At 32.0% G+C, this 15,329-nt stretch carries 10 protein-coding genes; all 10 read left to right on the forward strand.

The annotated features are described in order from the left end of the window. The first annotated feature begins 10 nt into the window (after nt 1-10). The 10 genes from clcA to KM029_RS19250 all read left to right on the forward strand — a co-directional run bounded on the left by clcA (nt 11) and on the right by KM029_RS19250 (nt 15,034). Nucleotides 11-1,324 carry a H(+)/Cl(-) exchange transporter ClcA gene (gene clcA, locus KM029_RS19205; RefSeq protein ID WP_144076474.1) on the forward strand — a complete coding sequence of 438 codons (1,314 nt, stop codon included), beginning with the start codon at nt 11-13 and terminating at the stop codon, nt 1,322-1,324. 70 nt (nt 1,325-1,394) lie between these two features. Further along, nucleotides 1,395-3,674: an Orn/Lys/Arg family decarboxylase gene (locus KM029_RS19210; protein ID WP_144076475.1), complete on the forward strand. Its 2,280-nt coding sequence runs from the start codon at nt 1,395-1,397 to the stop codon at nt 3,672-3,674. A gap of 67 nt (nt 3,675-3,741) precedes the next feature. Next, a complete protein-coding gene (locus KM029_RS19215) occupies nt 3,742-4,899 on the forward strand; it encodes a porin family protein (RefSeq protein ID WP_144076476.1) in 1,158 nt (385 codons plus the stop codon). An 89-nt stretch (nt 4,900-4,988) separates the two neighbouring features. Then, complete coding sequence (locus KM029_RS19220; protein WP_144076477.1) at nt 4,989-6,662, forward strand: phophatidylserine decarboxylase associated domain-containing protein; 1,674 nt, start codon at nt 4,989-4,991, stop codon at nt 6,660-6,662. A gap of 309 nt (nt 6,663-6,971) precedes the next feature. Beyond that, nucleotides 6,972-8,003, forward strand: coding sequence for an alpha/beta hydrolase family protein (locus KM029_RS19225; protein WP_144076478.1), 1,032 nt, complete (start codon nt 6,972-6,974; stop codon nt 8,001-8,003). Between the two features lie 208 nt (nt 8,004-8,211). Next, nucleotides 8,212-8,418 (forward strand): DUF1656 domain-containing protein, encoded by a 207-nt coding sequence (locus KM029_RS27175; protein ID WP_144076479.1) that lies wholly within the window; start codon nt 8,212-8,214, stop codon nt 8,416-8,418. Nucleotides 8,419-8,440: 22 nt separating this feature from the next. Next, the gene (locus KM029_RS19235; protein ID WP_144076480.1) at nt 8,441-9,580 is read left to right on the forward strand and encodes an HlyD family secretion protein; all 1,140 of its coding nucleotides are present in this window, start codon (nt 8,441-8,443) and stop codon (nt 9,578-9,580) included. Nucleotides 9,581-9,600: 20 nt separating this feature from the next. Beyond that, complete coding sequence (locus KM029_RS19240) at nt 9,601-10,992, forward strand: TolC family protein (RefSeq protein ID WP_144076481.1); 1,392 nt, start codon at nt 9,601-9,603, stop codon at nt 10,990-10,992. A gap of 147 nt (nt 10,993-11,139) precedes the next feature. Then, nucleotides 11,140-13,197 carry an FUSC family protein gene (locus tag KM029_RS19245; protein ID WP_144076482.1) on the forward strand — a complete coding sequence of 686 codons (2,058 nt, stop codon included), beginning with the start codon at nt 11,140-11,142 and terminating at the stop codon, nt 13,195-13,197. Nucleotides 13,198-13,327: 130 nt separating this feature from the next. Beyond that, the gene (locus tag KM029_RS19250) at nt 13,328-15,034 is read left to right on the forward strand and encodes a hypothetical protein (protein WP_144076483.1); all 1,707 of its coding nucleotides are present in this window, start codon (nt 13,328-13,330) and stop codon (nt 15,032-15,034) included. The last annotated feature ends 295 nt before the right edge of the window (nt 15,035-15,329 follow it).

Below are 15,329 nucleotides of genomic sequence, written 5' to 3' on the forward strand. Positions count from 1 at the left end.
GAATAGAGTCATGGAAAGAGAGACTACATTATCACATAATCAATCAAGAATATTATTTCTTCTTTCTTTAACGGTTGGTGTATTGGTTGGTCTGTTAGGTGGAATATACAATTTAATAACAGACAATGCAGTGTCGATTTTATCCTCTCTTCAACAAAATTCTTCTTCCGTTTTAGTCATATCAGTTATGGCAATGTGTACTTTCTTATCCTTTTATCTGGTTAAAAAGTTTGCACCAGAAGCAGGAGGAAGCGGAGTTCAAGAAGTTGAGGGTAGCATGATTGGTGTTAGAAAAATAAAATGGAAACAAGTAATACCAGTTAAGTTTATTGGTGGTATTGCTGCACAATTCGGAGGTATGGTAGTAGGTCGTGAAGGCCCTACCATACATCTGGGAGGTGCAATAGGAGAAGGTCTTTCTAAGTTATGGAAATATAAAGTGAGCGATTTAGATGTTAAGAATCACTTACTAGCATGTGGAGCCGGAGCTGGTTTAGCTGTTGCTTTTAATGCACCATTAGCAGGTATATTACTTGTAATTGAAGAGATGAGACCTTCTTTTAAATTCAACTTTAGATCATACACAGGCATTATGTTAGCTTGTTATGTAAGTACTTGGGTAGCTCAGTTTATTGTCGGAAATAAAGTAGAAGTACCTGTAGTTGATGTTCAACTTTTATCAGGAATAGATTTTTATCATTTTATTGGTTTTGGTTTTTTCCTAAGTATTGCTGCAGTAATCTTCTTAAAGTCCATTAAATCTGGATACAAAGTTTTTGATTACTTAAAAAGTAGATCACCTTATTTAACCTTTACAGTTGTTGCTTTATTATTTGCCGTTGTTTATCAGATAAATCCAGATTTAAATGGTTCTGGAATGGCACTTTTAAGAACACATTTAGAAGGTGAAAATAGTTTAAGTTGGATTATCTCTACAGCCTCTTTAAGGTTTTTAGGAGGAATTATTTCATTCTGTAGTGGGGTAGTTGGTGGAGTGTTTTCACCGATGTTGTATTTAGGTTCTTCACTAGGAGAAATTTATTCAATGTTACTACCAAATTTAACTCCCTATTCTACAGAGTTTGCAATTTTAGGTATGGCAGGCTTCTTTACAGCAGTAGTTGGAGCACCAGTTACAGGAGTTATTTTAATTGCTGAGTTGACCGGGCAGTACGAATTAATATTACCGTTAGGCATAGTCTGTTTAGTATCGAATTTTATAACGCACAACCTTGGTGCAAAACCATTGTACGAGAGTTTATTAAAACGAGATATCAGGTTATTTGGTAACGAAAAATTAAAGAAAAATACAGAAACGAAATAGTAGTTTCTATAAAAAATATAATTGAGGAATTGATCTCAATAGATCTCAAAAAATAAAAATTAATAATATCATGAATTTACAAGAATGGCCTTTATTAGTCGTATCAGAAAAACAAATTGATACATTTGAAAGCAATAGATTAAAAGAATTAATTACTCAATTAAATACTGATAATATTAAGACAATCTTATCTAAAAAATTAAAACATGTGGTTGATTTATGTACGAGTCAACGTGAAATATCTGGTGTTTTAGTAGATTGGAATTTAGATTTATCAGTTGAAGAAAAAACAAGTGTAATCTTAGAGTTACGTAAAAGATTTCCAAGATTACAGATTTTCATTTTAGCAGAAAAAGCTGCTCCAGAAGAATTACCAACAGCAGTATTAGAAGCATCGAATGGCTTTTATTGGTTAGATGACGACACTATTACGTTTATGGCGGGTCGTTTAACGCACATGATTAAAGAATATGTAGAAGGTAATTATGGTCCATTTTTTAAAGGACTTGTAAATTATGTTGATGAGTACAAATATGCATGGCATACACCAGGCCATATGGGTGGTGAAGGATTTAAGAAAAGCCCTGCAGGTACTGCTCTTTACAACTTCTTTGGTGAGAATACTTTAAGATCTGATTTATCTATTTCTGTTCCAGATTTAGGTTCTTTATTAGACCATAGTGGTCCGATTGGTGACTCTGAAAAATTTGCATCAGAAACATTTAATTCAGATAAATCTTACTACGTTTTAAATGGTACTTCTACAGTAAATCAAATTATTTGGAGAAGCCAAGTTGCACAAAACGATTTAGCTTTAGTAGATAGAAATTGTCATAAATCTTTGAATTATGCAATGGTAATTACTAATGCAAAACCAATGTACATGATGCCAAGAAGAAATGCTCTAGGTATTATTGGACCAGTTAAAATGTCTGAGATGACAGCCACTACAGCTTTACATAAAAAATCTGCTTCTAATTTAGTTGGAGAAGATGAAATGGGTAAAGAAATTGTAATGTCTGCATTAACAAACTCTACTTATGATGGTCTTGCATACAATGTAAGAAAAGTTAAAAAAGAATTGGGAGACCATGTTAAATACATGCACTTTGATGAGGCTTGGTATGCTTACGCTCGTTTCCATCCAATTTATGATGGTTTCTATGGCATGACTCCTGATGAAAATAAAGAACATCCTCCAGTGTTCACTTCACATTCAACACACAAGTTATTGAATGCATTTTCTCAAGGTTCTATGTTGCACATTAAAGATGGTTCTAATGAAAAAATTGATCCAGACGAATTTAATGAAGCATATATGATGCACGGGTCAACTTCTCCAAACTACCCAATGATTGCTTCTTTAGATGTATCTACTAAAATGATGCATGATAATGGAGAGCAAATGAGTCATGATAATATCTTAGATGCAATTAGTTTAAGACAAAGAGTTGCACAAATGAACGATGAGTTTTCTGCAAAAGAAGATTGGTTCTTTGATATGTGGCAACCAACAACATATAAAGGTGAAAAATTTAGTAAAGTAGCTGCAGAAACTTTAGCGTCTAATCAAGATGCTTGGGTATTAAACCCAGACGATGCATGGCATGGATTTAATGGTTTAGAAGATGATTTTGTACTTCTTGATCCTATTAAATTAACCTTCACTACTCCAGGTGTAAACGCTGACGGTTCTTACACAGAACAAGGTATACCAGCTGGAATTGTATCAGATTACTTAATAAATAAAGGGATTGTAACAGAAAAAACAGATTCTTACTCTTTCTTAATGTTACACTCATTTGGTACAACAAAAGGTAAACAAGGTGAATTGTTATCTGCTTTATTGAACTTCAAAAAAGATTATGATAACAACACATCATTAAGATTAATTTTCCCTAACCTTTTAGAAACTGATGCAGCTTTTTATGGTAAAATGGGCTTAAAAGATCTTTGTGATAAAATGCATACTTTCTTTAAAGAGAACGACTTCTTGAACCAAATGCAACAAGCATTCGAGATTCTTCCACAACAAGAAATGAAACCTGCAGAAGCCTACGAACAAGTAGTGCGTAAGAATGTAGAATATGTGTACTTAGAAAACATGATGAAAAAAGTACCAGCAGTAATGATCGTACCTTATCCTCCAGGCATTCCAGTAATGATGGGCGGTGAAAGAATGGACGAGTCTACTAAAGCAATACATAATTATCTTTCAATTTTAGAAAAATATGAAAATGCTTTTCCTGGTTATGAAAAAGATATCCATGGTGTTGAAAGAGATGTAGTAGACGGTGTTATCAAATACAAAACACTTTGTATTAAAGATGCTCCTGAGTTAGAAGCATAATAGTTGGATTAATCACATACAACGAAGAGGAGTTGTTTTGCAATTCCTCTTCACTACAAAAATCATCATGAAAAAGAATTTTATTTTATTAGCGGCTTTAGTTTTACTAATTATTGCTAATGTAAATGCACAAGACAAAACATTATCAAAACAAGACTCATCTACAGTTAAGGAATCGAATTATTGGCAATTCTTTAAAAAGAACCTTTCATTAACAGTAGACGCAAGAATGGATTTTACTCATTTAGGATACCAAGATGATATGAACGGTGTCTATAATTCAGACCAACGTTTTCAATTTTCAGATTTTCGTATTGGAATGAGTGGCATGCTAAATAAGAATTTTGGTTTTAACTTCTTATATAGTCCAAACGCATCAGGTTTAGGAGAGAATAATATTTCTGATGATATTCTTTATGCAAACATTACTTACTTATCTGATAATGGACATTGGTTTTTCCAAGCAGGTAAAGGCTTCTTAAATGTAGGTACAGCAGAGCAATATTACGATCCCAATGATGTATACACGTATAGTATAATTGGTAACAATTTAGGTGTTTACAAAACTGGGGTAACGGTTCAGTACAATACTACAAGCGGGCAGTCTTTTGGTGCTCAGGTAGTTAATGGAGTGGCAGATACTTTAGGTAACCAAATGAACATGGAATATAATCTGTACTGGTACGGCTTTATAGTGAAAGATAAGATTAACACATTTGCCAGTGTAACAACTATAAATGATAAATCTGATTTAGCAACAAGTACACCTTATACCGTTAACCTGGGTTTGCAATGGATGTTAGGCGACTTTATTATTGATACAGATTATGCTGTTGCTAAGAATATGCCTAATTTCTATGATAATGCTTTATACCAATCTGCACCAATTAAAGTAATGTATAACGGTAAAAAGTTCAAGCCATATATTAAATATATCTACAACAATGTTCGTTTTGATGATCCTAATTATGAGATTTCAATGGATAACGGAACAGTTCAAGATATAGAAGATGCGAATGTGCATACTATCGAAGTAGCACTGCAATATTACCCAATCGAAGGTAAAAATTTAAGATTCCATTTAGTAGGGTCTTATACTACCGATGCAAATATTATGTACGGTACACCAGAAAATAATTATCCAGATTCACGTCAACATTACAACGCACAGTTCCAAGTTATGGCTGGTGTACGTATTGGTTTTGATGCACTGAAAGGATGGTAAGTAGACACTTACTAACAATATTAAATTGTAGAACGCTAAATGTTCTACCCATGTTATTAATAAAACAACTCTTTTAAAAAAATAATATTATGCAAAAAGTTACAAAAAATTACCGCGTTGGAAAATGGCTTTCATCTGATCAAAAATTTCTTGAAAGTTGGTTAGAAAAATTAATTCATCATGTTGACAATAACCCTAAAAAATTATTACCTCCTGTACAAGATTTAAAAGACCTTATAGAAGGAGAAAATTATTACAAAAATTTATTTACAAATATGTTTAATGAGGTTCCTAAAAAGGCTCCTTATAAAAACGACCCAACAAATAAACCTCAAATTAGAGATTACGATCATATGTTATCATTGATGAATGAAATTATGACGCAACCTCCTTACTTTAATAAAACAGGTTTAGTTGGTTTCCCTATTAATGCAATTTTAGACTGGCCAATGGGTACAGTATCTGGATATGTAGCATTTTTAGATAAAAAAGTAAACGAGAAATTAAAAGCAATTCTTCAATATTGGAGTGCATTTTTATCAAGTCAAGAATCTGCTAAAGTATTAAATACAAGCGAGTCTGGTTGGTTAAATGATTATGCTTTAGAGCAAATGTGTGATGCCGCTTATGGATCAAATTTCTTAGATTTATTTCAAACAAAATCGGATAAGAAAGAAGAAAGCTATGGTTTTACATCATGGGATAATTTCTTCACAAGACAATTTAAAGAAGGTGTAAGACCTGTTGCAGGAGTAGATAATGATAACATTATTGCCAATGCATGTGAGTCTGCTCCTTACAGATTAGTAACTAATGTTGCAGAAAAAGAGGAATTCTGGATTAAAGGACAACCGTATTCTTTAACTGATATGTTAGCAGGAGATGAACTTACATCTCAATTTGTAGGAGGTACTGTGTATCAAGCCTTCTTAAATGCATTAAGCTACCACAGATGGCATAGCCCAGTTAGCGGTACTATTAAGAAAATTGTTTTTGTGGATGGTACGTATTATTCAGAAAGTTATTATGAAGGATTTTCTAACCAACAAGGTCCAGATGATTCTGCTCCAAACAACTCTCAAGCCTTTTTAACAGAAGTAGCAACAAGAGCTATTGTTTTTATTGAAGCTGATAATCCTGCAATTGGACTAATGGCGTTTATGTCGATTGGTATGGCCGAAGTATCATCAAATGATGTAACGGTAAAAGAAGGTCAACATGTATCCAAAGGAGAACAATTAGGTATGTTCCACTTTGGTGGGTCTACTCACTGTTTATTCTTTAGACCAGAAGTAGAGTTAGCTTTTGATTTACACGGTCAAAATGCAAGTCTTGAATCACATAATATTCCATTAAGATCAAAAATTGCAGAAATATATACTAAAACTCCTGACACAAAAGAAGTAACGGTCCAAGCGGATCAGAAATTCCAAAAAACAGGTGTGATGGTTACTTCAAAATCTTTAGCTAAAATAGAATACGTAGAAGGTTTATGGACTGCTAATCCATCTCAAGAAGTAGGACTTTATGGAGCAGCTGGAAATCCAAACACTGCTATTGATCTTGCTACTAAAGGGTATACTTTAGAAGGAGAAAGAGTAGGTGCTTTAATTGGTAGAGTAGGTGAAAAAACTTTCTTTATTGGTAATTATGCAACAATTCCTCAAGGGTTAGAAGGAGAATTAGAGTTATGTATAAATGATGCTTCTAATGATTTTGATAATAATTTAGGTGAAGTAACAGTGAAAGTTAGCGTAGGATAATCTTGAGATCTTTACTTTAAATTGATATAATTAAAGAGCTTTCCTTTGTATAGAGGAAAGCTCTTTATGTATTTAAAAATCTCATGAATTTTTAGTATTAAATAGGGGGGGATTTTTACAGTAGAATAAAATAATTAATACTGAATATTTACGGCAAGCAACTATTTTTCTATATAACGATATAGATATAATAATTAAATTAATATACTATCGATCAATCTATTATATTTGAATCAAACTTCATTTCATTCATACAATTTAAAAGTATATACTAATTATAAACACCAACAATTAACACTAAATTTAATAATGAAAACCATTCAACGACTTTCTATTTTTATAGGTACAATACTATTAATTATCTGCCTTTTCTTTGGTTTTAAAATAGGTAAAGTATACTACAAAGCTTTTAGTATTCAATTCGATTTAATGAATACCTCTCTTGATAATGAAATCACATCAATTGATTATCAAAAAGGGAAAAAACTAAAAAACGGAGAAATACTTTCTAAGGTAAAGTTAGATATTACTACACTACCTCCAATTTGGAATAAAGTATCAGAGAACAATGTATTATTAGAGAAGTATGCTCATTTAGCTCGGATAAATTTTTATGCAATTGTATATAAAAGTGATGCTTTATTAGTAAATGGGATTGTAGCAGCCCCTAAGAAGAAAGGTAATTTTCCTGTTATAATTTTTAATAGAGGTGGTAATAAAGAGGTTGGAGTAATGTCAAAAGCGAAGATACTTTTTTCTTTAATCGGAATTTCAGAATTGGTTAATCAAGACTATATAGTAATGGGAAGCTGTTATAGGGAAGAAGATGAATTTGGAGGGGAAGATATCAATGATGTATTGCACCTTATGGAAGCCTCAAAAGGAATTACTAATGCAGATCCAAAACGTATTGGTATGTTAGGGTGGTCTAGAGGTGGAATGATGACATATCTTGCTTTACAAAAATCTGATGCAATTAAAACAGCAGTTATAGGTAATGGACCGTCTGATCTAGTTTCGTTGATTAAGGAAAGGCCAGAGATGGAATCAAAAGTTTTTATACCATTAATACCAAATTATTTAAATAATAAGGAAAAAGAATTAGAGAAAAGATCTGCAATTAATTGGGTAAATGAACTAAATAAAAATAGCAGTCTATTATTACTTTGCGGTACTAAAGACGAGAGAGTAAACCCAAACCAAGTTAAAAATATTGCAAAAAAGCTTTCTGCAATTAATTATAATTTTGAATATAAGGAATTGGAAACTGATCATCATTTTACAGGAAAGGCAAACGAATTAAATAAAATTTTAATGGATTGGTTTAAAGAAAAACTGTAATTCTGTTACAACTAACATTTTTATTAAATCCCTTTCATAGTTAATTCAATGGAAGGGATTTAGTTTTTTACAACCTACTTTAATTGATTAAGGTTAAAAACTTTTGATTATTATTTTTTTACCACTAACAATTTTTTTTTTACGGGACTCACAAATAATAGTAAGCGACTTTTGTATCATAATCAAATTTAGACATTAAGCACTTATTATGATACCACATGAAGTTAATATTGGAGAACTCTATATTCCACGGATGCTCATTTCTGTAATAGTAGGGTTGTTGCTTACACAATTTACTACCAAGTTGTTGAATTACTGTAAGTTATCTAAGTACTTTTCATACACACCAATTGTATACATTGCTTTACTTTTAATCTACTCTATTGGGGTTGATTCTTTATTTGGTATGCGTTAGAATAACATTAATAATTAAGAATATGAAACCTATCAAAAAATATACTTTAACCCTTATTGTAGTCTTAATTGCACTATTTTCTTTTGTTCTAAAGTATAAAAGTTATGTGATGAATCCATGGACAAGAAACGGACAAGTACAAGCAAAAATTATTCAAATAACACCAAGAGTGTCTGGTCCAATAGTAGCATTATATGTAAAAGATAATCAGTTTGTAAGAGCAGGAGAATTGTTGTATAAAATTGATCCGAGAACTTATCTAACAGCCTTAGCAGAAGCCGAAGCGAAATTACATAGTACAAGAGATAACGTAAAAGCTCTGGAGATACAAATTAATATTGCAAAGTCGGATTTGGAAGTTGCAAAAACTAATGTCGCCTTAGCAGAAAGTCAGATGAAAGAAATTAGTATTCAAATACCTAGCTTAGAAGCAGAATTTATACGTCAGCAAAAAGGAATAACAAATGGTTCATCTTCACAAAAAGATTTTGATACTGCGAACAGTAACTATAAAGTTATTTTAGAAGAACAACTTGCTGCTCAATCATCTCTTGATCAAGCTACAGCTAATGTACAAAAAGCTTATGCAGAATTAGAAGAAGCTAAGGCAAACTTGGGACTTAAAGGAAATAAAAATGCCGAAATACAATCAGCAATGGCCAATTTAGAACAGGCCAAATTAAATGTGGAATTTACTGAAGTAAGAGCTTCTGTAGATGGATTCATTACTAATTTCAATTTACAAGTTGGGAGTCATATGGTTCAGAATCAGCCTTCGTTAGCATTAGTAGATAGTAATAGTTATTGGGTTTATGGTTTTTTTAAAGAAACTAGCATTAAAGATATTAAAATAAATAACAAGGCAACGGTTACTTTAATGGCCTATGGAAATACACCTTTAAATGGGTATGTAGAAAGTATTGGATGGGGTATTTCTCAAACAGATGGAAGCACTGGTAACGATTTATTACCTAGTATTAACCCAACATTCGATTGGATAAGGCTAGCACAAAGAATTCCTGTACGCATTCATTTATCTCAACTTCCTGCAAATGTAAGCCTAAGAGTAGGTGCAACAGCTTCTGTAATGGTAGAAACAAATCAATTCTATCAAACAGACGCAAAAGGTGAAATTATTGCTTCTCCACTTCTTCTTAGATAATCTCTTTTTATATAAATATTATGAAAAAATACATATACTTTTTCTTGGTAATACTGATGCCTTTATATGGGTACTCTCAAAAAGCACATTCATTAGATAGTATTCCCAAAGGGTGGAATAGAATGGGTGATGATTTATCGTTAGCTGTAGTTGAAAATGTAGCAAATTGGTGGAAGATCTTTCAAGATCCTATTTTAAATGAATTAGTTCTTCAAGCAGCAAAAAATAATTTAGATATAAAAGTAGCAGTACAAAGAATAGAACAAGGCAGGCTTTTATACAAGCAAAGCAAGTCTGGATATTATCCTTCTTTTACATTTAATGCATCTGCAGATTATAGAAATATAGATTTACCAACTGACGATAAAGATTACACAATGATTTACAATACTGGGGTGTCAATGAATTGGGAAATTGATGTATTTGGTAGAATTAGAAAAGGAGTAAAATCAGCAAACTACTCATACGAACAACTACAAGCTGATATGCAATCAGTAATGGTTAGTGTTTTAGGAGAGGTATCTACTGCTTATATACGATTGCGTATGTATCAAAATCAAATTATTGTTGCAAAGTCTAATATAGAAGCACAAAAAAAAGCATTAGAATTGGCAAGAGATAGATATCAAACAGGTATGACTTCTAAATTAGATGTATTACAGTCAGAAGCAATGTATACAAGTACAATGTCTTCAATATATACTTTAAAAGCCCATGTTGTATCTGAAGTGAACCTAATACAAGTATACATTGGAGCGTATCCTCAAAATTTAAAAATAGCCCTATTAGAACCCAAAGCATTACCAGAAATTCCTGAACATTTACAAACGCTACTTCCTGCAGATGTAGTTCGTTTAAGACCTGATATTCAATCTGCCGAAAAGGGTTTAATGACTATGGTAGCTGAAAAAGAAGTAGCGAATGCAGAAATGCTACCAACTTTAGCAATACAGGGTAATATTGGTTTTGTATCTACAAATGCAAGTAATTGGATAGATAGTAATGCGCTTTCTTATTTTGTAGGCCCTACTTTAAGTTGGGATTTATTTAATGGGTTTTACGAACGAAAAAATAAACAAATTGCTAAGGTAGAAATTCAGCAGGCACAATTGAATTATCAAAATACGGTACTTACTGCAATGAAAGAGGTTGAAAACAGTCTTATTAATATAAAAGAATTAAAAGGAGCAATTGTTTGGTTAAATCAATCAGTTAGTGCTTCGTCTGCTTCTGTAGCACTCTCAATAGATCAATATAAACAGGGAATGATTGATTACCAGCCTGTATTAAATTCACAACACAATTTATTGAGTGCTCAAAATGAACAAGTACAAACAAAAGGTAACTTATTGGGGCAAATAATAGCATTATACCAGTCTCTTGGTGGTAATTGGGTAGAAAATGAACACTAAATAAGTAACAATATTTTAATTAGAATGTATTTCTAAATTATTTTCGAGTGTCATTTTATCTGTTTTTAAATAGACATAATACTACTAAAAACAAAAAAATAGAATTGCCTTTTATAAGAGTAATAACAAATTAACCTTCAATTTATTATGAATAACCTACGATTAAAGGAAGCAGTAAAAGCAGCAATTGCATTTGTTATTGCCTATGCTATTGCATTAAAAGTAAATTGGATGACACCTGCATGGGCCGGGTATGCAGTTACAATGATTGCTTTTCCGACTTTTAATGCGGGCCAAAGTTTTAGAAAAACAATATTAAGATTATCGGGAACAATTCCTGGAAGTGTAGCAGCATTAATAATATTAAGTATTGCTCCACAAAGCAGATGGTTATTTATTGTATTAGTATGTATTTGGATGTTTTTTACTTCATACATGATGAACGCAGATTCAAAACATAGCTATATGTGGAATGTTGCGGGGTTCACTTGTTTAATTGTAATACTAGCGGGCCCGTCTTCTTCTGCTTCAGCTTTTGACCACGCTTTATACAGATCGATTGATAATATTTTGGGTATGCTTGTCTATACCTTGGTAGCACTTTTTATTTGGCCTTATAAAGAAGAAGGAAAAATAAAAACAACTGCTACAAGTATTGTGAATGATCAGGGAAGAGTTATAAAATCTTTAATTCATCAAATAGAAAAAGGAGAGCAGTTAATGCCTACTAATTTTGAGCAAATTCATAAGAAAATAGAAAATTTAAATGATGTTATCTCAACTGAAACAATTGATAATAAAGAGGCAAGGCATAATAAAAAGAATTGGCTACATGTTTCAGAATGTACCACTGCAATTAATCAATCTCTTTTACGGTTAACAATGGCTTTAGTCGATTTAAAAAATAAACAGCCCATACAAGATGTTGCAATTAAGCAATCTCTATTTAATGATTTAATAAATAAATGGTCGATTTTGCCTAATCTATTATCAGGAAAGAAGGGAAGCCTACATATAAAAGTTAGAGAGTTCTCTGTATTTCAAAATTTAATTTTTGATGATAAACAAGACCCAATTCTTGAAATAATAAAAGAAGAATTAATTAAAATTGATACACTAACCAATAAATTAATTGTGGTTTTTGAAAATATTAATGCAAAGAGGAATACCCAACAGAATCTTTTTAAAACAGTTCGAAAATCTAGAAAAGACTACTTTTATATTCTTTTTGATCGAGATTTTTTAAGAGGAGGCATTTATGTTGTTTTGTGCACCTTTATTGGTTTTGTACTATGGATTGAATTTGATCCAATTGGCCACAGTCAGTGGTTTATGATGACAGGAACAATGGCAATGCTTGTAGGGGTAAACCAGCAAATGGACATGAAGAAATTTATGACTAAATTTTCTGTTTTATTAACTTTAGGTGGTGTAATTTATGTTTTTATTCTTCCACAGATAAGTACCTTTTTTGCATTAGGTAGTGTACTTTTTCTTCTGATGTTTCTGATTTATTATTTTTTAGATGGTTATACTTATGTGGTAGGGTGTTTATGCGTTATGAGCTTAGGAATTACCAATAGTATGACCTTTGATTTTGCCGCCTATTTTAACGAAAGTCTATTTAATGTAATTGTAATTGTTGTATTAGTTATTGCAAGTTATTTAATAGATTCTACACGACCAGAGATTGGATTTAAAAATCAGATTGTACGCTTCTTTGAAAGTTATTTGTTCTTATTAGAAGAACATAGTAATGATTTGAAAAGTAGTATCTGGAGAAAAATTCAGGTAACATTTGCAGAAAGAGAAATTCATTCTTTACCTTCAAAAATAGAGAAATGGTTACCAGAAGTGCCAATAACAATTTCCTCAGTATCAAAAGAACAGCTATCATCACTTACAATTGTAATTAGAAGGCTATCAATTGCAATGGATATGTGGAGGACTTCATCTGTACATCAAAATACACCTACTGATTTGGAGCAGTTTAATCTGATATTAATTGAATTCTTACAGGTAAATCAAAAAAAATTGTTTAAAGATAAATTACTTTTATTACCCCAATTTGAGCTTGCTTCTATAAATTCTAACCAGTATAAAGTTGTAGGAAGTTATCGTTTACTTAAAGATACTTTAGATGTTTATAACAAAACGGCCAACACTATAAATTGGAATCAATTATTGGAAGAGAGGTTCTCGTAAATGATGATAAAAACCTTTTTGATAGTGTAAACTTTATAAAATCGATATGTATAACAAAGCGACGGAATTGTGATAGTATAATAGAATTTATCATCGTTATGAATTTATATAACGAATAATAAGGATAATAATGAAGAGAAGAATAAATCAAGTTTTACTTACTGTTTTAGGAGTTGCGGCTTTTTCATCTTGTGCAAGTACAGATTTGAAAAATAATGATAATACAAGTGTTAGTGTTGAAAAAAAGTCTCAACCTGCTAGTAACCCATGGCTGATTTCTGATAAAATGGCAACCACACATTTTGATATGGCACAATCGGATAATTTCGAGGCACCAATTAAGAGTGGTATCTTTACTATAGACCCATTAACTACGCAACGTATTGTTGCTGGTCCTGTAAATATTATCACTTTAAAATCTCAAGAAGAAGGTTTTTGGTGGGCGTTATCTACTGATAAAATTACGTATGTAGACGGTAGGAACGGAGACTGGAAAAAAGTGGCTGTTTATCAATTACCTCAAGTAGCACAAATAAATGATGAAAACCTTGAAGCAATTATTGGAACTTCGTATTCTGATAGTGCTACATTGGCAACAAATTACGATAAATATTGGGCCCCAACAAAAGCACAAAACCCAACACTTAGAATGTTGACAGGTAATAGTATTTATGCTTTTGTAGACAAAGACGGTAACCTGTACTTTACAGCATCAGGGCATATTCATAAATTAAAGTTTGCAGGAGATAGAATTGATGAGGTCAAGACAATGAATGTCAAAGATCAGATGGCTATTCCAAAAGAGTTGGAACAATATATAGATATGAAATTAATACCTGGAGGAATTACAGGTGCTCAAATAGCTTATGATGGAACCGTGATAGTAGGTACTATTTTCGGTTTGATAGCTTTAGATAATGATTTATCAGAAATTAAAGACAACATTGCTTTACCCATAGAGGCATTTTATAGTACATTTCCACCTAAAGGGAACAAAAGTCCAGAATTTATCTCTAACTCATTTGCAATGGACGAAAACAATGCAATTTATTTAGCTAGCGGGGTGATGATGAATAAGATTGTATGGAATGGAAATAATTTTTCTACTGAAGCAAAAGATGGAGCATGGTCAGTAGCCTATAAAACTGGAGCATTGGCACCAACAATTAAATATGGTACAGGAACAGGGTCAACACCAACATTAATGGGTTTTGGTAATGATGAAGATAAATTGGTTGTGATAACAGATGGAGCTAATAAAATGCACTTAACAGCTTTCTGGAGAGATAGACAAGACGATGGAAATCAATTGGCAGATGCGATAGAAGTAAATTGTGGTTATGGTGAAAACATTCCAGAATTTATCCAATCTGAACAATCAGTAGCAACTTTAGGTTATGGAGCTTTTGTTGTCAATAATATTGCACCTAAACATAATGGGTTAAGAGATTATGATCCTGTAAATAGAGTAAACGATTTAATTTTTAATGTTTTAGCTGTAGGACCAATTGTTGAAGCGGGTAAAGGTATTGAGAAATTTGAGTGGGATACAAAAACCAATAAATGGACAAGGCAATGGGCTAATACTGCAGTTGCATCTACGAGTATGGTGCCTACAGTTAGTTCAACATCAGAAGTTGTTTTGGTAAATACTTATAATCAACAAAATGGTTGGGAAATCTTAGGTTTTGACTGGAATACAGGGGAGCTAGTTCATGAGGTGAATTTCGGTAAGACTTCTTACGGTAACGGTGCTTATGCACTAATCCAATATGACAAAGATGGAAACCTTATTTTTAATGGAATCGGTGGGTCTATGAAAGTAGAGCTGAAGTAAACCACACCACACCACACCAAATGATTATTAACCCCTTCATTGATTATAAGTTAATGAAGGGGTATTTTTTATCTTAATACTTAAAAGTTGATATGAACTAGTTATTACACTAGTTTCTGTTTTTATTTATATAAAGAATTCCAATAAATACTATCATAGATGAACAATAGTATAATTATTGAAAAAGTAGATGAGTTAAAATTAATTGTATTGTGATATTAATTGTTGGCAGCTGCAATATCCTCTTTCTTCGCCTAACCCAACATATTGACATAACCCCTAAAGATCTTCAGAG

The sequence above is a fragment of the Flammeovirga kamogawensis genome (assembly GCF_018736065.1).
GTDB classification, from domain to species: domain Bacteria; phylum Bacteroidota; class Bacteroidia; order Cytophagales; family Flammeovirgaceae; genus Flammeovirga; species Flammeovirga kamogawensis.

Excerpts from the sequence above, each read along its gene's own strand:
- clcA (WP_144076474.1), top strand. The coding sequence starts at position 11 with ATGGAAAGAGAGACTACATTATCACATAATCAATCAAGAATATTATTT.
- KM029_RS19210 (WP_144076475.1), top strand. The coding sequence starts at position 1,395 with ATGAATTTACAAGAATGGCCTTTATTAGTCGTATCAGAAAAACAAATT.
- KM029_RS19215 (WP_144076476.1), top strand. The coding sequence starts at position 3,742 with ATGAAAAAGAATTTTATTTTATTAGCGGCTTTAGTTTTACTAATTATT.
- KM029_RS19220 (WP_144076477.1), top strand. The coding sequence starts at position 4,989 with ATGCAAAAAGTTACAAAAAATTACCGCGTTGGAAAATGGCTTTCATCT.
- KM029_RS19225 (WP_144076478.1), top strand. The coding sequence starts at position 6,972 with ATGAAAACCATTCAACGACTTTCTATTTTTATAGGTACAATACTATTA.
- KM029_RS27175 (WP_144076479.1), top strand. The coding sequence starts at position 8,212 with ATGATACCACATGAAGTTAATATTGGAGAACTCTATATTCCACGGATG.
- KM029_RS19235 (WP_144076480.1), top strand. The coding sequence starts at position 8,441 with ATGAAACCTATCAAAAAATATACTTTAACCCTTATTGTAGTCTTAATT.
- KM029_RS19240 (WP_144076481.1), top strand. The coding sequence starts at position 9,601 with ATGAAAAAATACATATACTTTTTCTTGGTAATACTGATGCCTTTATAT.
- KM029_RS19245 (WP_144076482.1), top strand. The coding sequence starts at position 11,140 with ATGAATAACCTACGATTAAAGGAAGCAGTAAAAGCAGCAATTGCATTT.
- KM029_RS19250 (WP_144076483.1), top strand. The coding sequence starts at position 13,328 with ATGAAGAGAAGAATAAATCAAGTTTTACTTACTGTTTTAGGAGTTGCG.